Source organism: Burkholderia thailandensis E264, from assembly GCF_000012365.1.
Classification (GTDB): Bacteria; Pseudomonadota; Gammaproteobacteria; order Burkholderiales; family Burkholderiaceae; genus Burkholderia; species Burkholderia thailandensis.
This window is the reverse complement of the sequence record NC_007650.1, coordinates 1,214,708-1,232,534: the sequence shown is the minus strand read 5'-3', so window position 1 is coordinate 1,232,534 and position 17,827 is coordinate 1,214,708. Positions and strand designations below refer to the sequence as shown.

Genomic DNA, 17,827 nt, shown 5'->3' with positions numbered 1-17,827 from the left:
CGGGTCCTCGTATCGAAATTGAATTGCGCGTCACGCCATCGTGTCGCACAGGAAGCCGCCGAACGGCAGCGCGTTATTCACGCCAAATCGACGTTCGCAACCGCTGATCTTTTTGCTGCACCGATCGAGCGCGGGATCGCTCACCGGGTTGTCGTCCTTGTCGAAACACGCCGCACCGGTATAGCCGCACTCGGGGCCGCGATACTCCCATTGGCAGATCGAAATAATCTGCCGTTTCGGCAGTTGCTGGCCACCGAAGTCGAGCGGCGACGAGAGCGTGAATTCAACGTGCAAACCCGGCTGCTCGTCGCTCTTCTGCTCGATCCGCCACTGCTGCGTCGGCATTTCTTCGTTCGGGTCCGCCGTCGGATTGCCGGCCGGAAAATTCACGGCGTCGAGGTAGCGCGCGAGCGTTCGGCGCCGGAACACTTTCGCGCCGACGAGATCGCCAAGCGCAACGCACAGCGCCGAAATCGTTCCGTTAATGTCGCCCACCCGCAGCGTCGGCGATGGCTGCTGCGCGTCGGATGTCTGCTCGAAGCCCGCGGCCTGTATCGGCCACGGCTTGTACTCGTTCCCTTGCCACACGATCGACGTCGACTGCATGTGTCCATGGAAGCGCAGCACGTCGGCGCCGATTTCCGTGCAGTCGACCTCGAAAAGCTCGATCAGTCGACCCGGCTCGAGCTGTTGGATGTCCGCGGTAATGGTCACTTCGCTGCCTCCAATTCGGCAATCCGCTTGACCGCGTCCTGTAACGCGGCGTCCATCTCAAGCATCCCCGCCAACAAGACCGCGACGGCGTTCGTGTACCGAAAGATCAGCGATGGCCGCCCCTTCGGCGGCCCGTTCTCGCCGAAGAGCTCCTTGCCGTTCTCGTCGTACTGCCGCACGATGAAATCGCCGTCCTCGTCGATCTCGGGCCCCTCGCCGAGCAGTTCCGGGAAATCCCACCACTCGTTTGCGATGACGCCAGCCTGTCGCCCCGCTTCCGGACTGCTTTTTTGCAGAAACGTCACGCCCCGCTTACCGCGCAGCCGCGCCATTACGTTCTCAAGCGTCTGGATATCGGATTTGAAAGCACTATCGGACGCCTGATTGAAATTCGAAGCGGTCAACACCCCGAACGTTGTCGCGTTGTAGTTGACGCACTGCAATTCAGCGACCGAGGTGTTGCTGGAAATCCGAAGCTGAGCGCCAACGGTGTTGTTCAGCCCAGAGAATCCGAGATAGCTGAGACCGCCCATTCCGTTCAGGTACAGCGACGCTTGCGTATGAAGCCCGGTGGCACCGACAGCGATTTCCTGCGCCTGCGTGAACGTCTTCTTTGTCCCAACGAACTGCGGCGTGTCAAGTGTCATCGGCTGGGCAAGATTACCGCTGTGCCAGAGATAGCCTAGGTATTTGCCGTCGACCGTCGCCCCGAGCTGGCCGGCGGTCTTCTTCCCCCAGTCGAATCGAAGGGCGTTCCCCTTGTCGCATACCGCGACTACCTCGTCGTTGACGCGAAACGTATGGTCGCTGAGTAGGTACTGGTACGATCCTCCGGCATCTGAAGACCACCAACCCACCGACCCACTGTTGCCGTAGAGATAGCCGGGCATCTTGCCTAGTACAACGTGCCCTTCGTCGCTCTGACGCGCAACCGATAGATCACCACCAGTATCCAGCGCGCCGCCGACTGACAACTTGCCGCCGACAACCTCATCCCACATCATCTTGCCGCGCTCCGCGACGTGCCAGATCTTCACACCGTCCGACACGTACTTCACCCAGTCGCCGGCATTCAGCACGTTCAGTTGAGACAGGTCGCCGGCTTGAAACTTGATCACGACCCTTCCCTGAACGTTGAACAAGTGAATACAGGAATTTGGCGGCACGGACGACGCGAGCGGAAACCCGACTTCCTTTCCCGGCTCGGCCATCCAAATCCCGAACCGCTTTCCGATATCGTCCGGCGTCAGGTTCGTACTATCGTTGAGATACCTGAGATCGAGCGGAGTCGAACGTTCGACTACACCGAAATTCTCGTTCGTCTTGATGTGCGCGACGCGGTTGTTGTCGCCGCCACTTCCGCTGGGTGGCTCGCCCAAGACGATTTTTTGAAGTATCGACATCTGAACTCCTATACAGAGAACGTCTCTTCGAACTGCGCCGTCATCGTGTAGACGGCGCCGTTCTTGATCGGCTCGGAGTACTTTTCGCAGACGAAGAGTCCGCGGGCGCGAAGCGGCGGCGTCCAGTAGAACGACTCCGCGCCCGCATGCCGATCGAGGAAATCGATGATCGCGGCAACCTTCGCCGCGTTACCGACAAACCGCAGATCGAATGTCGATTCGCGATTATTCAGGCCGTCCGCGGCCCGCTGGGTGTAGCCGTCGCCGAACTGGGCTTTGCGCACACGCAGCGTCGTATCGCCGCCGTGCCCTTGTACCGTCGACGGCCATTCAAATGTGTCTTTCATCCTGCAATCCCGTTTTGCGCTCTCCACAAGGTTCCGCCCTGCCGGCGTTCACGTTGTATGAGCTCGCGTATCATCTGTTCCAGCATCTTTCGGAACTCCCCAACCGCGATCAGGCTCGCGGGGTTCGACGATCCGCCCTCGATCGAAACTGGCGCGCTGACCGAGATCCCGCCGTTGCGCGCCGGCGAATCCCCTCCTCCCGCGCTCCCGCCAACGAGCCCACCCGCGGCGAATCGCGCGAAGCCGGATCGCCCCCCTGCGTTCAATCGCTCAAGGTGTGCGCGCACGCCCGGCTGCGACACCACTGCGGCGCGGACCACGAACTCGCCGTTCGAAAGCTGCGCCGGGATGCTGTCGCTCGTGGACGTGCCCGGTCCCCACACCGCCCCGCCCGTCGCGAGATGAAAGCCGTAGGCGTTCGAGCCGACAGCCGCGCTTGCCGCACCACCGAGCGCGCCGACGGCATCAGAGACACCGCCGAATCCCAAAGCGGAGCCGATCGCTCCGAACACCTGAGACATCGCCGCACGCGCCGAAAACCGCGCGAGGTCGGCGATCATGCTGTCAATCAGTCCGCGGAAATTGAGCTTGCCCGACGCCGCGAACGACACGAGTGCATCCTCGGCATTGCGGAACGAACTCGTCAGCGCCTCCTCGGCCATCTGCGCTGCGTTCTGCGCGGATTCCTGATAGACCGCCATCGCCCGCTTCACGCCGACGCGCCAGTCGGCCTGCAACGCGAGCCGCTGCTCGAGATAGCCGCGCTCGCGCGCGACCTGCTCCGCCTCGGCCGTGTTGATGCGCTCGATCTCGGCGATGTACTCGGGCGAACCCAGCGTGCCGTCCTTTCGCGCGCCCTTCGTCAGTTCGTCCCGTCGACGGCGAAACTCGTCGCTCACGCGATTGATGGCCTGATTCAGCTCGCGCGCGTTGTCACCCATCGACATCGCCCCGAGTTCGCGCTGCACGTCACGCTGACGCTCGGCCGCGTAGTCACCGAGCTCCGCGTCGATCTGCGCACTGCGCTCCTTCAGCTTGTTGATCGCGTCGCGATAGCGCACCTCCTTTTCCAGTTGCGACGCTTGCTCGTACATCCCGCGAATCGCCTGCTGATCGCGAAGCAGGCTCTTGTCGTCGTCCGACAGCTTCTTGCGCTTGCTGCGCAGATCCGTCACCTTTTGATCGAACGCGAGGAGATCCTTTTGCGACTGCGTCAGCTTGTCGGTTGCGACCGCCTCGACGCGCAGTTGCGCGATCCGCTGCCGGATGTTGTCGAGCATGCGCTCGCTTTCCAGCGAATGAACGCCACCGCCCTTCGTTACGCGGGCCGCCGCGGCGTTGGTGGATACACGCGCCGTCTGTGCCGCCGCGGACGCGATTGTCTCGTCGAACGCCTGCTGTCCGCGGCCGTTCGCCTCCGCTCGCGCGACCATTGCAGCGAGCTCCACGTCGCCCGATTTCTCGCCGAAACCGTACTTTGCGAACTTGCCAAAGTTATTAGTGCGGATAGCCGCCTGAAAATCAGCCAACGCCGCAGCGACCACCATTTGCTGATTCATCAGCGCGAGTTCGCGCGTCAGATTGTCGATGTTGGTTCGCGCCCCCGCTGCGGCTTTCGCATCCTTGTCGGCAATCGCTTTTTCGAGCGACTTGTATGCGTCCGCTCGTCCGGCGACGAGGCCGGCCATGCGGGCCTGCGCATCATTCGCGCCCTTCGTCCGCGCTTCGTACTCGGCCTTCTGGCGGGCCGTCATACCGATGACGTCGGATTCTTCCCTGAGCTTGTGGACGTATTTCTCCCACGCCTCCGATGCCATGCCTCCGGCGAAGAAGTTGTTGGCGTCAGAAAGCAGCCGAACGCCCTCGGCGGCCCCCCTTGCCGCAGCATCCATTGCAGCGAGTGCCTGTGCGCCTTTCTGCGAAGCGAGGCCCGCCGTGTCGATCGCACCCGCGGCGCGCACCAGTTCCTCGCGCAGCGCTTCGCCGCCGCTCGTCGCCGACACGAAGCGGTCGATCAGTCGCCCGATCTCGCGCGATTTCTCGTCGACGCCGAGGTTCGACGTCTTGAGGCGATCCAGGCCGGCGAGGAATCGATCGAGCGCTGCCTGATCGGCATCCGAGACCACCGACGGCGCATCGCCAAACGCCGGCACCATGACACTTTGCGCCGCCCGCGTCGCCAAACTCCGATATGCCGACTGCGCGTCATCGGCCGCCCGCGACGCCTCTTGCTTCGTGCGCAGCCGCTCAGATTCCTGTAACAGCGGCGTCAGTTGCCGATATTTGTCGATGATCTGATCGAGCGGCGCCTGCATGTCGATCAGACTCGACGTCGCGCTGCTCGCGTTGTCGCGAAACAGCAGCCAGTTCGCGGCAGCCCCAAGCGCCACCGTGCCCACGGTCGCCAGAATCCCCGGTAAGCCGCCGACCGCCGCCAGCAAGCCGGAACCAACCGAGCGCATCATCGTGCCCGTACGCGCGAGCGCCGTCTGCGCCGTCGCCGCGCTTTCGGTCGCCGTCTTCAGACCCGCCGCGGTCGCGGTCGCCGCGCGTTCCGCTCGCTCACGAGCCTGCGTGGCAAGCGCGACATCACGCTCGGCTTGCGCAAGGCCGCGGTCCGTCTCGGCCAGCGACGCCGTATAACGCGCTTTGTCGATCGTGCCTTGCTTCGCTGCCGCCTCAAGCGCCGTACGCCGCTGCAGTGCAAGCGCGAGCGACGCTTCGGCGCGTTCGAGCTCCTGCTGCGCGGCTGCCGTCTCGCGAGCGATGATCGCCGCGTACGGCGTGCCCGCGATGCGCGCGCCGATTTCCTGACTGCCGGCGACGTTGGCGCGCGCCGTTGCGACGTGAGCTTGCGCCGTCGCCTCGACCGCCCGCGCTTCGGCAAGCTTCGCTTCCGTGTACTTGATCGAGCCAGCCGTCAATGCCGACTGCATCGCAAGGCTTTCGCGCATCGCTCGCATGCCCGCGAGCTCGGCCTGCGCTGAAGCCTCCGCCGCTTGCGCGTTCTGAAGCTTCGCCGCCGCGGCAGCGCGATCGCCCTGCGCTTTGGCGAGCGCTGCCTGTGCCGCCTCGTGTTGCTTGATCGTCTCCTCGACGAGCGCTCGCCGGGCGCCGACCCACGCTGTCGCCGCCTGCGTCGCCGCGACTGCGGATTGCCCAAAGTACACGGCGATCCGCCCAGCCGCGAGCGACACGCCGAGCTTCACGATGCCGTCGAGGTGCTCTGCGACGTACGCGATTCCCTGCGCAAGCCTCGCGCTCGCGCCCGTCGCTTGATCCGACTCGCCGATATACTTGACGATCTCCGTCTGCAGGCGCGTCATCGTCTGCCCGACCGTCGCCTGCATTTTCTCGAACAGAGTATCCGTGCCGCCCGCCGCGCGCGTCAGCGCCTCGACGAGATTACCGACGGTCAGCTTTCCCTCTTCGGCCATCGACTTGAGCTGCGCCGAACTCTTGCCCATGCCGCGCGCGATAGCATCCGCGACACCCGGCAACTCTTCGAGCACGCTATTCAGATCCTGACCGCGCAACTGCCCCGCCGCGAACGCTTGTCCAAGCTGCACGAGCCCCATACGAGCAGTATCTGCCGAGACACCCGACAACGCGACCGCCTTGCTGATCGTGGTGACAAGCGGGCCGACCTGTTTGATAGACAACCCGAGATGCGACGCGTTGTTTGCGATCCGCTGATACAGCTCGGCCGTCGCGTCGAGCGGTTGCCGTGTGTCGCGCGCGATGCGCAGCACGTCGTTCTGCGCAATCGCGAAATCGATCTCGTCACGCGTGACGATCCGAAGGCGATTGCTCAGGTTCGTCCATTCGTCGGCGTACTCGATCAACTGATGCACGCCGAACGCCGCTGCGGCGGCTTGTGCGTATTCGCGGATCGAACTGCGCGCCGCGTCGAGCGCACGCACCGTGACCTGCACGCTTGCGGCGTTCGAGGCAAACGCCGCATCCGCTGTGCGCCCGCCATCGCGCACCGCATTGAAATACGAGCCGGCCGTCGACGAGAGACCGCGCATGCGGCGGTCGTATTCGGTCGTATTCGCCGTAACGCTGACGATCAGCTCGCGAAGGCTTGTTGCCATAGTGTGTTCTCGCCTACTTCGCCATGCGCATCAGGGCGGCTTGAAACGGATCACCGCCGCCTTCCTCTCCCTCCGCCGTCGCGGGCTCGCCGGACCATCTCGGCATCATGTCCGACACCTTGACCTTTGCGCCCTGCGACTGAAACGCCGCCGCCGCGATCATCGCCGCATGCAGATCCGCACGATCGTCTGCAACCGGCGATTCCGCGTCGTACCCGATCCAGAGACTCAGCTCGGCGGACGACATCTGCTCGCACAGCTCGGCCAACGTCTTGCCGAGCCGCAGCGCGAGCGACATCAGGAAGCGAAGGCCTGGGGTTCGGCAGAAGGCTTTTTTGCGTCTTCGACCGGGTCGACGTCGAGCTTGCCGAATTCGAGCGCCTTCACGACGATGCGGTTGTGCACGGGGCCGAACGCAGCCGCGACCGCGGTTGCATCGTCGTCCGAGAATAGCCGCCGCCAACCATCCGGCGTTTCACCGAACACGACACGAACGAACAGCCGCGCATTCGCCTGCATGTGCACGTCGTCGCTCGCGCGCGTGAACTTCTCGCGAACCGCCGTTTCGTCGTCGCCCTCCGTTACCCCGGCGATGTCCCGAAGCGCTTCGATCCAGAACATGCGATCGCCAACCGTCGGCTCGCGCACGGCGATCTTTTCGCCATTCCATTCCGGTACGTTCATCAATTCGTACCGCCAACCGGTCAGCGGGTTCAGCACCGCTGCACGCAGGCTCGTCACGCCTTGGTTTTCGTTTTCCATGCTCATTTCCTATCTGCGATCGGGGAGTTACGCCGCCGGCGGTGGCACGATCTTCGGCGAGCCGCTCACGCGCACGCTGTACGTCGTCGAAATCAGCCCATTGACCGACGCCGCCCACGTGTACTGACGCACCATGCCGGCGAACAGAAACTGCGATTTGTCGGCGAACGTGACACGGAACACGTGCTTTTCGCCCGTCGCGCGCGCGGCACGCAGAATGTTCTGCCCTTCGTCGTTCGATTGGTAATTGCCGTCGACCGAGAACTCGCCCGGATCGGGCAAGCCGAGCTCCGATTCCTTTTCGTCGCTCGCGAACGTCGTCGCGTCGATTTCTTCCGACTGCCCGCCCTGCCACTGAATCTGTTTGCCCGTCGTACTAAGATCGACGAACACCAGATCGGCCGCGTCGAGATCGGTCGACGCAACTTTCGACACCTCGACCTTGGTTCCCTGCGCCTTGGTGCGCTTGCTCTTCTCTGCTGCCATATACCCTCTCAAATGAAAAATGGCCCGCGCACGGCGGGCCAAATGAATTGTCGTGGCGCAGGTCAAAACTCGATCGACAGTTCCAAGCTGACGCGGAAAAGTCCTGTGTCCGCCGAATAGTCGTCCGGCAGCTCGTCGACACCTCCAACCGAGAACCGATCCTGAACCGACATCGCGCGATCAACCGCCAGATCGGCAAGACGGTCCGCGTCGGTAAACGTCGGTGCGTAGCAGTCGATCTGATACGAACCAGAACGGCCACCAGTCGGGCCGGCAAGTGCCATATCGAGCGCGCCGTGAACGCGCGTGACGACGAAATACCGCGCCGGCGCCTTCTCCGGTGCGACGCCGAGATACCCCTTCGCACCACCTATGCCCTGCAAGGCGTCACGGATTACGATCACGCTCACCGCCGCCCTCCGAGCGCTTGATCGATCGCGCGCGCCAACTCGGTGCGAATCGCCCCTTCGGCCTCGCCGATCGACGCGTCAAACGCCGGCCGCATGAACGGCTGGGCCTTCATGTGCTGCGTGCCGAACTCGTCGAAGCGCCAGTAGAACGCGTTGTTCGGCGAATCAGCCTTGCCCTTTGCCCGGACACGCACGCCTGCCGTCGCCAAGCCCGGAGCGTCTTTCTGCCGAAGTGCTGCTGAGACGATATTGCGGCGCAGCTTCCCGGTTTTCTTCGGTGCGCGCTTGCGCGCCTCGTCGCGGATAACAGCCGCCCCCGCGATCGTCGCTCTCCGTAATACGGCGCGCGATTGCGATTTCGCGAGTCGTTCGAAGTCGGCTCGAAGGTCGTTCAAGCCGACGATCTGTACACTAGACATACTTCTCCCCCACCTTGACCAACAGATCGACGTATCCACGCGCCCGGGCGGGCAGCACAGCGGTGATGTCATAGAGCCGGCCACCGTATCGAACGCGCATTTGCTCATCGATGTCGGCCCGATAGCGAATGCGCATGCTGGCGACTGCCGAGCCGCGGACCGCGCCGGATACGACATACTCCTTTCCGCTCAGGAAGCGAACGTTGGCCCACAATCGAGCACGCTCAATCCAGGCACTCGGAATCGGTTCGTCGTTCTCGTTCTTCTCGCCGCTCGGGCGCTCAACGATGATGAACTCGGTTAGCCCACTTGCTCGCAGCACGTCTACACTCCGGGAATGATTCTGTGCGGCCGCAAAAGCGTCCGCGCATTGAACGGAAGTTCTGCGACGACGCCGGCAGTGGAGTCCTCGCGATTCACATACAGTTCCGCCATCGTTTTGAGGATTGCCGCCCTGATAGCGGCGTTGACCACCATCGGGTTATCACCCGCAGTGCCGGCGCCAATTGCCGCTTCCATTGCTTCCGTGGACTCATACACCTGACGATTTAGGTAGTCGATCGCGGATTGCGCCGCGCCGTCGAGTAGCACTTGCACGACGTCATCCTCGATGCCAGCGTCTTGGCGCAGAAATCCCAGCGCAAGTTTCAGTTCGACAAGTGCCATCGCTTACTTCTTCGCCGTGGCCGGCTTCTTGTCATCCGCGCCCTCAAGCGCGCCGAGTTCGCGCGCGCCGTCTTCCAGCTCGGGCGGGCATTCTTCGCCAACCTCGAGCAAGGTTGGATAGATTTCGCCGTTCTTAACGCCCTTGAACGGCTTGATGAGCTTCGCCATACAATCCCTCCTGCAAAAAAAGAAGGGGCCACAAGTGCCCCTTCAACCCCGCTTCCCATTCGATTGGCTCGTTACGCGCTCACCGCCACCTTCAGCGCGCGCATCGGCTGCGGATTAAGCAGGCCGCCACCGACGCGCTTCGTCGTATAGAACAGGACGTACGGTTTCGCCGTATACGGATCGCGCAGCACGCGCACGCCGATGCGATCGATGATCAGATACGTCTGCATGAAGTCGCCGAAGAGAATCGGCGTTGAGTTCGCCGCGACATCCGGCATGTCGGGCACTTCCGTCACGGGGTAGCCCGCGAGCGTCGCCGGCTGGCCAGCAACGTACGACGGTTGCCACAGGTAATTGCCTTGGCCGTCTTTCAGCTTGCGTACCGCTCGTTGCGTATTGCGGTTCATCGTGAAGCGCGCGTTGCCCGTGAACGCGCTCGGCAGATCGTAGATCAGATCGATGATGCCGTCCGACGTGATGCCCGCGGCAGCGCCGCTGTTCACCACCCCGATCGCCCCGAATGGATGCTTCTTCGCGTTTGCGCCGCCGTCCACGTACGTAAGAATGCCGGTCGGCTTCTTCGTACCATCACCGGCGAGGAATGCCCGTCCCTCCTGCTTCGCGAATTCAGTTTGCACCTCTTCGGCGAGCCACGATTCGAGATCGATTTCGCTGTCGTCGAGAATGCCCTGCGTCGCGGCGGGATTCGCGTAAATCTCGCCGTGCCCGAACGCGAGCGACGCAAACGCGGCCGTGCCCGTTTGCGGGCGATCGTCGGCTTCACCGACCCACCCACTTGCCGTGCCTCCCATGTTGAACAGCTTCGAAAAGCCGGCCTTCGAAACCGACTGAACGCGGCACAGTTGACGCATCGGCGAGATCTGCACGAGCTTCTTCGTGATCGAGCGGTCCCACTCGATCGGCGTCAGGTATCCGCCCTCGCCGTCCTCGCCCTTGTGAAGTGCGGCGTTGATGTCGCCACGCTTGAAATGAGCGTTGAACGCGTCGGTATATTCGGCGTCGCGCAGCGGCTTCGCGCCGTTCGCACCCATCTGCGCTGCAGCGAGCTTGATATTGGTCTCGTCGACGGCCGCCTGAAGTGCTTCGAGATCGGCACTGACCTTGTCGACCTTCGCCATAGCGTCCGACATCGGCAGACCGGCTCTCACCGCATCGAGTTGCCTCGTATGCTCAGCCTTGAAATCGTGAAACGCTTTCTGCAAATTGTCGATCAGGGCTTTGATTTCGCCCGGAGTCTCGGCGCGCACGGACATGATGCCGCGCGGCACCGCACCAGCCGTGCCCGACAGGGCTGCCGCGAGCGCGGTAATTAGAAGTTTTTTGCTCAACTTGTCATCCTTGAAGAGCGTTGATGAGGGTATGCAGCGAAGCTGCAACTTCGTCGCCAGCGCCCGGCGTGGCGTTTCCGGTGGCAGCGCCCGGCTTGCCGTCGAATAGGGCTTTGAGTGCATCGCGGCGCACGGATCGGGAGTAGCCCGCACGCGCCATCGATGCCTCGATGAGAGCCATTGCCTTCCGGCCGGCACTCGCATTCGTTTCTGCTACGACGGACGCGCTATCGAGCTTTCCCGTCGCGAAACCGTCGTCGACCGCTTGATCGGCCCCGATCCACGTTTCCCTGTCCATCATCGCAGCGGCCGTTGCCTCCGGAATCCCCGCGCGCTGCGCGTACAGCTTCGCCATCGCTGCATCGAACGGCGCGAGCGTCGCTGCAGCAGCCGTCATGTCGTGCCTGTTGCCGATCGCGACAGCCCATGCGTTGTGAATCATCAGGAACGCGCCATCGCCCATCAGGATCTCGTCGCCGGCCATCGCGATCACCGACGCTGCGGAGGCCGCCAGCCCCATGACGTTGATCGTCACCTTGGCCTTGTGCTCACGCAGCAGGTTGTAGATCGCGACGCCCTCGAAGAAATCGCCGCCGGGCGAATTGACGTTCACCGCTACATCGCGCGCGCCGATGTTGCGCAGCGCAGCGCTGATCCGCTTCGCGGTAACGCCAGTGCCTTCCCAGTTGTCGCCGATCGAGTCGTAAATCGAGATCGACGCGGCATCGTCAGCCACAGCAGATCGCACATCGGGATTCCACCGCTCCAGTGCGTCCGGACGGACATCGAATTGAGCCGCGCCGAGTCGATGGTCAGCGCGGATTTCAGGTAGTTGCAGGAGGCTCATCGCCGCTTCCTTTCGGTTTCTGTGTCATAGGATTCCGGAGCTGATCTGCAACCGGGTCGTCGACGCGGGGCAAATCGAGCGTCTCGCGGACTTCGTTTTGCTTCATCCACGGCGATTGCCCGCCGGCCCCGAGTGCCTTCGAGAAGAAGGCCGCTTGATCGTTCAGCGTGCCCCGCAGCAATGCGCCTTCGTTGAATTTGAACTGCCGCTGACCAAGCATCTTTTCGGGCAGAAAAGCGCGCGCTGCAGCCTGCTCCCACGATACGAACCAGTGCGATAGTCCGTACTGGATGAAGAAGATCGCAAGCTGCTCGATACCGCTCCCCCAACTTGTGTCATCCATCATCAACAGCGGCCGCGGCACGCCGTACATACGCGCCACTTCCTCAATTTGATGATTGCGGTTCTCGATCTGCTGCGCTGACTCCGCCGTGTTCGAGAACTGCTTCGCCGTCGCCCCTTCCTCCAGCAGCATCCAACTGCCTGCGTTCTCCGATCCGCTGTGGTTCTCACGAATCGACGACTTCATGCGGCCGTAGGCGTTGTCCGAGAGTTCCTTCGGCACCTCGATCGCTCCACCCGCCATCACGCCGGTTGTGAACGTGCGCGACGCGGCCCGCTCAGCCTGTTCAGCCAGTTCCAGAGCATCACGGGATAGCCTGACCCTCGAAATACCATTGATTCCGTCGAGAGATAGGTCGCGCAGATGAAACACCTCACGCGCCGGCAGTTCGACCTTATCGCCGGCCGGCGTGGTGTAGTCGTAGACCATCTGCCACGATGCCGTGAGACGCCCCTTGGCAGATCCCCGATCCATTGGAATGAGCCGAATAGGTCGGTTGCCAGTCCAAACGATTCGCGCCATCGACTGACCATCAAGCAACGCGCGCAACTGCATCAAGCTCTTGAATTCCATCGGCGTCTGCCAATCGTTCGGCCGGTACTTCAGCAACCGATGCGCGGGATCGTCGGCTTGTACCCTCTTGCTGTCGTCGCTGTTGATCAGATTCATCGGCAACATGCCTATCGTCCCGGAGATCAAGGTGACACAGCGAAGGACAGCCATGTTTCGTAGCGCGCGAGTCTCGCGCCCCGCTCCGCCGTCCAGCTCGCCGCGCCGGATGTACTCCTTCAATCGCGGATCGTCGAGCCCGCTGAACGATTCGCCGGGTGGCGACGTAGCGGGTGCTGCCACCTGAAACGACGGCTCGACGTGCGGGCGAGCGTCGGCCTCCGGCTGCTTACCACGCCGGATGAAATCGAACCAACCCATTCCCACCTCAGAGAAAACGAATGCCGCGCGTTTCGTAGACCGATTGGCCTTGCGCTGGCGGATTGAGCCCCATAAGCGAAACCGCATTAAACAGTGCCATCAGCGGGTCGATCTTGGCCGTCCCGCTCACCTGCTTGGTGATATTCACGGCGTTACCGACCGGCACGACACGCGCGTTTCCGACGGCCCACGTCAACAGAGGCTGGCCGCCGTGATATAGCGCGCCATCCGGGGATTCATCGCCATCGATTCGCTGTCCCGATGCCGCCGCGATGCGCCGTTCCGTCGTTTTGATAGCCCCGGAGAGCTTCCAGCCCTGCGAAATGCCGATCACTTTGTCTTCCGGCACCTTTGCAGCCGCCAGCGCATCGAGAACGGCGCCGATGCCAGCCGGGTCGACACCGGCTTTGTACAGAAGCCCCGCGCGCTCGATACGCGCGACATACTCGGCAGCCTGCACAACGTCATCACCGATCCGGGAGACGATCGTCAAATCACCCGCCTTCTCAAAATCGTGAAGTGCCGGAGCAATCTCTTTCCGGCGTTCCAGTACAGACGGATGCGCCCAAGCGTGCGCCCACGCGAGCCAGTTTCGCGATCCGCACATGCGCCCGACGGCCCCCAGCCCGAGCAAGTCATCAAGCCCGCCACCGTCGATTCCGGCTGCGATCACCTCGCATTGTTCTAGTAGGTCGAACAGCTCCACACGCTCCGGAAGTCCGGCGCTTATCCAGAAATCGGCGCCGGCCCACCGATCAGTCCGGAGGTTTATGCCGATTTCGATATTCAGGTGCTTCGCGAGGAACTTCTGGAAGGTGCCATCGCGCTCCCCCTCATACAGTCGCAGTTGGTCCTGCAGCCATTCAGCACTGACGGACCGCCCGAGATTCGGGTTCGTGATGTAGAAGTTCTCCGGCCGCATGTAGGCTTTCGCCATCACCATCGCCGCAGGAAACTCGTACAGGATGCCTAGCGTCTTCGGGTCGTTGATCTTCCCGTCCCGCACGTCACGCCAGTAATTCAACTTCTGTCGGAACACACCGGCCGGCGGGTCGTCGGACTGAGTGGTCAGGAAAATGACCCAACCCTCGTCTCGCGACACCTGACCGCCCAGCGCTTCGAGAAACATTGCCGCAGCGTTCGCGCGCTTGCCAAACAGCCAAAGCTCGTCGACCAGAATACGGCCTGACTTCTTACCGGAAACGGTGTCCGTGTCGGCAGCGACGACCTTCAGGCTATTTCGGTTCACGCGGTGCGTGATCGTGCGAATGTGATCTTGGATGTGGAACAACGCGGACAGCTCTTCGTCAGTCCGAATCATCCCCGCTGCCGGCTTAAAGCTGTTATCTGCGACCTCCTTTGTCGGTGCCAAGATCAGATGTTCTTCTTCCTCGCGCCAGCACAGAATGAGCGCCGTCAGCATGATGCCGGCGGCGATAGTCGATTTCGTGTTCTTTTTCGAGATCAGCAGCCCATACTCACGGATCAGCTGCTTACCTGTCTCGGGATCGCAACCGCCGAAGATGGCGCGCACGAAGTCGAAGACCCACTCTTCGGAGCATTCGCCAAACGTGGGCGGCCGCCATTCCTCGATCTCAGCGTCCCATACCTTCGGGAGATCCACCACCTTCAGTTGCTTGAAGATCGCCAGAGCATGCTCGGCCGGATCACGGAAGATTGGCGGTGGAATGATTGATCGGCGCTCGATCAGCCGCGTTTCCCAATCAGGGCATGCCGTAGTCCATTCCATCAGTCAACCTTCCTGCCACCGTTAGCGACCAGGCGCGGCGGCGCCGATGGAGCAAACCGGCTCGCGACTTTTTTTGCCGCCTCGGCGCTCTGTTCCTTCTTGCCGCCCTCGCCAAGCTTCTTGTGAACGAACGGCATCAGCGCCTTTGCCGCATCGATCCGTAGCTTCGGCTCCGTCCGGGCATCGTTCATCGCCGCGATCAAGAACGCCTTCGGGTCAGTGAAGTTCGTCATCGCGTTCAGGTCGAACCCGGACGGCTTCTGCGGCGACGACGCCTGCTGTGTGCGTTCGGTGGACTTAGATTCCGCCTGCACCCGATTCGCGGCGAGATACAGGGCCACGTCCTTGTCTTTAACAAGGCGCGACCCGGCCGCCGAAGCTGTCGCTGGGCTGTAGCCTGCCGCGATAGCCGCGTCCTTATTGGACTTACCGGCTAAAACAGCATCGGCGAACTTCCGCTTTTTCGCTGTTAAAGCCATTAACAAAATCCTGAAAAGGGGAAATTTTCTGCGCGTGAGGGAACGTGCGGTCTAGGCCGAAGCGACCACCAGACTTTTCACACCCCCGGCTTCATCGTCGGCCGTCGCCTCGCTCCTCGCGCTGCTTCGCGCTGTCGTGATGCGGCTTGCACAGCGTCTGAATGTTCGCTGGATCGAGAAGCAGTCGCCTGTCTCCGCGATGTGGAATGATGTGATCGCAAATCGTTCCAATCGGCTCGACGATCCCACGCGCAGCGCATTCCAACACCACGTCGGCCGGCAACCATCCCGCCATCCCTAGCGCGCGCAAGCAGTACACGCAATGCGGACGCACTGCGAGGTGAGCCGCGCGCAATTGCTGCCATTCGTACCCGTAGCCGCGCGCCGTGCTGCTCGACTTCCCGGCTCGCCAAGAACCCGACTCACTCATTGACACTCGCGCAGCCACCATCTGCCGCACACGAGGCTTGAGCGTCGTCAACTTTCGATTCATGGCCACCAATGCAAAAAGCCCGCAAGGCTTTCGCCTAGCGGGCTTCGTTTGGGCGCACCTCGCGCCCGACATCGTCAATATAGCGAAACGTGGCGCGGTTTACAACCCCTTTTTTTAAACGACATCATCGTCGGCAATCACGCAGGCTGGTGCTCCTTCAGCCACTCGCGCAACGCATCATTCATACGCGTCTGCCAACCTTCGCCTGTTGCCTTGAAGGCGTCCACGATGTCGACGTCGTAGCGCACCGTCAATTGCACCTTGGGCGCTTCGAGCGGCGGACGACCACGCTTGCCTCGCCGCGTCATCTTCGCGAAGTCTTCCGCCGGCACTTCGAACGTGTCGGGATCGGCCGCGATGCCGCGGTTGATTGCCGCGTCTTCCTCGTCCGTCGGCATGACGATCTTACGCTTGCTCGACATAGCTCTTGACCTCCCGCTTGTTCGCCTTACGCATGCTGATGATGTGCATCGAGTCGCCGCGCTGCGTGAACACCACGCAATAGAGGCGATCGCCGATCACACCGAACCCGACTTCGCGCACTTCACTGTAGTCGCGTCGGTCGTCCACGTAGGACAACACGTCCGACCAGTCGAGTTGCGCTGCAAGCGCCAACGACACTCCATGCTTGGCAATGTTCGTTTCGTTCTTGGTCGGGTCAAAGGTGATGTCCATGCAAATTATTGTAGCTACGATAAATGTTCAATGCAAGGGATATTTGTAGCTACAGTAATTCGGGACACTTCAGCAGGCCGCGACGTTTCAGCGGCCCAAGAATCGACCGCTTCGCCTGCTGATACGTCGCATGCGCGTCCAGCAAAGCGGACCGGCGAGGATTGAGCCAGACGCGCGCACCGCATTCCCGGTTCATCTCGCTAACGCGCTTCGCCTTCATGTGCTGCTGAATCGCTGCGCGCTCCTGCCATGCCAATGCATCGACGCAGACGTCAACCAGTTCCGCGCGCCGCTTTGCCGCCTTCCGATCGGCCTTCTCTGCTCGTTCCTCCGCCGTTTCGGTCCGGTCGTCTTCGGCGAAGCCTCGGCACGTGGCGGCGACCCTTCCATGTCCGAGGTTCGGTGTGTATCCCGATTGCCAGTCGTACCACTCGTCGAGCAGTTCCTCTATCTGGTTGCTCTCGTCGATCGTCGGTTCGTTTTGCTCGTTCATGGCAGGACTCGAAACGGGATTCCCCAGTACATCAGCCAGTTAATCAGGACAGTGCGTATCTCCTCGCTGCGTGGAAACCGCATCTCGATTTGGCCGCCCTTGAGTTCGACGCCTTCGAGCGGGCAGCCCGGAAACGCGATGACGCGGCGACCCGTGCTTGCTTCATTGCGACGCAACGCCATCTTTGCCACGGGCTCCGCAATCTCACCCAAGTCGAAGTAGAGATAGGCGCTCAAGACATCCCCCGCACGTCCCATGCGCTATCTCCGCTCTCGATGAATGCGCCGAGCACGCGCGAATGCCGATTGCGATGCACGTATGCCTTCGTCCGGAAAACGCCCGGCTCCACCCAACGGCCATCGCACTCCGGGATGCGCGATCGGTGCATTTCGGGAATAAACGCATCCACCTCGACGGCCGCGACCAACTGGCGCTTAACGGTTGCGATACGAGCGATCCAAAATACTGTCGCGTCGATCTCACGCTTCCGCTCACAGACGATAATTCCGCCACGTCCGCGATGTCTCGGCACGCTATACGAGCCGTCCGGAATCTCAACCCACATCCTCACTGGCAATTTGCTTCTCCCATCTTTCGGGCCCGTATCGGCTCCCATTCCATATATGCCCGGCCCCATGTTGCGACCTTCTCCGCGCGTGGCGCCGGGCCAAAGTCGAGCCAGTAATGGCAAGGTCCGCATCCGGGGACGGTGTACTCGTGCTTCGCCTTGGTCCCGGCGCCCTTCCCATGCTTCGACTGGTTCGAGTGACAATCGACGACCGATTCATGCGGCCACCCGATCGAGCAACAGACGCCCGGCACGCGGAGATAGCATTCCTCGCCGCGGCAAGCCGCCAAGTACTTCGAGCCCTCGGCGACCGTCGGCCGCTTGATCCGCTTCACGATCGCCTTCTGACGCTTCAGCGTCGCCGTTCGCGTCAGGCTGCTGAACGGCGAATGCGGCTTTCGTTTGAAGCCCGTACGTTTCAATGGTGC

General features: G+C 62.1%; 24 protein-coding genes. All 24 read right to left on the bottom strand.

Annotated features, from left to right (window positions below):
• Window positions 1-30 precede the first annotated feature (30 nt).
• The 24 genes from BTH_RS05450 to BTH_RS34960 all read right to left on the bottom strand — a co-directional run bounded on the left by BTH_RS05450 (window position 31) and on the right by BTH_RS34960 (window position 17,821).
• Complete coding sequence (locus BTH_RS05450; protein WP_009896528.1) at window positions 31-714, bottom strand: phage minor tail protein L; 684 nt, start codon at window positions 712-714, stop codon at window positions 31-33.
• Complete coding sequence (locus BTH_RS05445; protein WP_009896526.1) at window positions 711-2,117, bottom strand: tail fiber domain-containing protein; 1,407 nt, start codon at window positions 2,115-2,117, stop codon at window positions 711-713. Before BTH_RS05445 ends, BTH_RS05450 begins: the two co-directional genes overlap by 4 nt.
• 8 nt (window positions 2,118-2,125) lie before the next feature.
• The gene (locus tag BTH_RS05440; protein WP_009896524.1) at window positions 2,126-2,464 is read right to left on the bottom strand and encodes a phage tail protein; all 339 of its coding nucleotides are present in this window, start codon (window positions 2,462-2,464) and stop codon (window positions 2,126-2,128) included.
• Window positions 2,461-6,561, bottom strand: coding sequence for a phage tail tape measure protein (locus BTH_RS05435; protein ID WP_009896523.1), 4,101 nt, complete (start codon window positions 6,559-6,561; stop codon window positions 2,461-2,463). The genes BTH_RS05440 and BTH_RS05435 overlap by 4 nt, the downstream gene beginning before the upstream one ends.
• 13 nt (window positions 6,562-6,574) lie before the next feature.
• Window positions 6,575-6,859 (bottom strand): phage tail assembly protein T, encoded by a 285-nt coding sequence (locus BTH_RS05430; protein ID WP_004526674.1) that lies wholly within the window; start codon window positions 6,857-6,859, stop codon window positions 6,575-6,577.
• On the bottom strand, window positions 6,859-7,323 hold the full coding sequence (locus BTH_RS05425) for a phage tail assembly chaperone (RefSeq protein ID WP_009896522.1): 465 nt from the start codon (window positions 7,321-7,323) through the stop codon (window positions 6,859-6,861). The genes BTH_RS05430 and BTH_RS05425 overlap by 1 nt, the downstream gene beginning before the upstream one ends.
• A gap of 27 nt (window positions 7,324-7,350) precedes the next feature.
• A complete protein-coding gene (locus tag BTH_RS05420) occupies window positions 7,351-7,809 on the bottom strand; it encodes a phage tail tube protein (RefSeq protein ID WP_009896521.1) in 459 nt (152 codons plus the stop codon).
• Between the two features lie 62 nt (window positions 7,810-7,871).
• A complete protein-coding gene (locus BTH_RS05415) occupies window positions 7,872-8,219 on the bottom strand; it encodes a hypothetical protein (protein WP_009896520.1) in 348 nt (115 codons plus the stop codon).
• Window positions 8,216-8,638 carry an HK97-gp10 family putative phage morphogenesis protein gene (locus BTH_RS05410; protein WP_011401121.1) on the bottom strand — a complete coding sequence of 141 codons (423 nt, stop codon included), beginning with the start codon at window positions 8,636-8,638 and terminating at the stop codon, window positions 8,216-8,218. The genes BTH_RS05415 and BTH_RS05410 overlap by 4 nt, the downstream gene beginning before the upstream one ends.
• Window positions 8,631-8,960 carry a phage head closure protein gene (locus BTH_RS05405; protein ID WP_009896516.1) on the bottom strand — a complete coding sequence of 110 codons (330 nt, stop codon included), beginning with the start codon at window positions 8,958-8,960 and terminating at the stop codon, window positions 8,631-8,633. Before BTH_RS05405 ends, BTH_RS05410 begins: the two co-directional genes overlap by 8 nt.
• Window positions 8,961-8,962: 2 nt before the next feature.
• Window positions 8,963-9,304 carry a head-tail connector protein gene (locus BTH_RS05400; protein WP_009896515.1) on the bottom strand — a complete coding sequence of 114 codons (342 nt, stop codon included), beginning with the start codon at window positions 9,302-9,304 and terminating at the stop codon, window positions 8,963-8,965.
• A 3-nt stretch (window positions 9,305-9,307) separates the two neighbouring features.
• A complete protein-coding gene (locus BTH_RS34295) occupies window positions 9,308-9,472 on the bottom strand; it encodes a hypothetical protein (RefSeq protein WP_009896514.1) in 165 nt (54 codons plus the stop codon).
• 71 nt (window positions 9,473-9,543) lie between these two features.
• Window positions 9,544-10,821 (bottom strand): phage major capsid protein, encoded by a 1,278-nt coding sequence (locus tag BTH_RS05395; protein WP_025404175.1) that lies wholly within the window; start codon window positions 10,819-10,821, stop codon window positions 9,544-9,546.
• 4 nt (window positions 10,822-10,825) lie between these two features.
• Window positions 10,826-11,668 (bottom strand): head maturation protease, ClpP-related, encoded by an 843-nt coding sequence (locus BTH_RS05390; RefSeq protein WP_011401119.1) that lies wholly within the window; start codon window positions 11,666-11,668, stop codon window positions 10,826-10,828.
• Complete coding sequence (locus tag BTH_RS05385) at window positions 11,646-12,941, bottom strand: phage portal protein (protein WP_009896509.1); 1,296 nt, start codon at window positions 12,939-12,941, stop codon at window positions 11,646-11,648. The genes BTH_RS05390 and BTH_RS05385 overlap by 23 nt, the downstream gene beginning before the upstream one ends.
• A 7-nt stretch (window positions 12,942-12,948) precedes the next feature.
• Window positions 12,949-14,691: a terminase large subunit gene (locus tag BTH_RS05380; RefSeq protein ID WP_011401117.1), complete on the bottom strand. Its 1,743-nt coding sequence runs from the start codon at window positions 14,689-14,691 to the stop codon at window positions 12,949-12,951.
• A complete protein-coding gene (locus BTH_RS05375) occupies window positions 14,691-15,170 on the bottom strand; it encodes a terminase small subunit (RefSeq protein WP_025404174.1) in 480 nt (159 codons plus the stop codon). The genes BTH_RS05380 and BTH_RS05375 overlap by 1 nt, the downstream gene beginning before the upstream one ends.
• A gap of 91 nt (window positions 15,171-15,261) precedes the next feature.
• Window positions 15,262-15,663, bottom strand: coding sequence for an HNH endonuclease (locus BTH_RS35555; RefSeq protein WP_043288996.1), 402 nt, complete (start codon window positions 15,661-15,663; stop codon window positions 15,262-15,264).
• A gap of 137 nt (window positions 15,664-15,800) precedes the next feature.
• The gene (locus tag BTH_RS05370; protein WP_011401115.1) at window positions 15,801-16,085 is read right to left on the bottom strand and encodes a BrnA antitoxin family protein; all 285 of its coding nucleotides are present in this window, start codon (window positions 16,083-16,085) and stop codon (window positions 15,801-15,803) included.
• The gene (locus tag BTH_RS05365) at window positions 16,069-16,338 is read right to left on the bottom strand and encodes a BrnT family toxin (protein ID WP_004549731.1); all 270 of its coding nucleotides are present in this window, start codon (window positions 16,336-16,338) and stop codon (window positions 16,069-16,071) included. The genes BTH_RS05370 and BTH_RS05365 overlap by 17 nt, the downstream gene beginning before the upstream one ends.
• 49 nt (window positions 16,339-16,387) lie before the next feature.
• Complete coding sequence (locus BTH_RS05360) at window positions 16,388-16,831, bottom strand: hypothetical protein (RefSeq protein WP_009896499.1); 444 nt, start codon at window positions 16,829-16,831, stop codon at window positions 16,388-16,390.
• On the bottom strand, window positions 16,828-17,088 hold the full coding sequence (locus BTH_RS05355) for a hypothetical protein (protein ID WP_009896498.1): 261 nt from the start codon (window positions 17,086-17,088) through the stop codon (window positions 16,828-16,830). The genes BTH_RS05360 and BTH_RS05355 overlap by 4 nt, the downstream gene beginning before the upstream one ends.
• On the bottom strand, window positions 17,064-17,396 hold the full coding sequence (locus BTH_RS29935) for a hypothetical protein (protein WP_011401114.1): 333 nt from the start codon (window positions 17,394-17,396) through the stop codon (window positions 17,064-17,066). The genes BTH_RS05355 and BTH_RS29935 overlap by 25 nt, the downstream gene beginning before the upstream one ends.
• Before the next feature lie 2 nt (window positions 17,397-17,398).
• Window positions 17,399-17,821 carry a DUF1364 family protein gene (locus BTH_RS34960; protein WP_038712799.1) on the bottom strand — a complete coding sequence of 141 codons (423 nt, stop codon included), beginning with the start codon at window positions 17,819-17,821 and terminating at the stop codon, window positions 17,399-17,401.
• Between the last annotated feature and the right edge of the window lie 6 nt (window positions 17,822-17,827).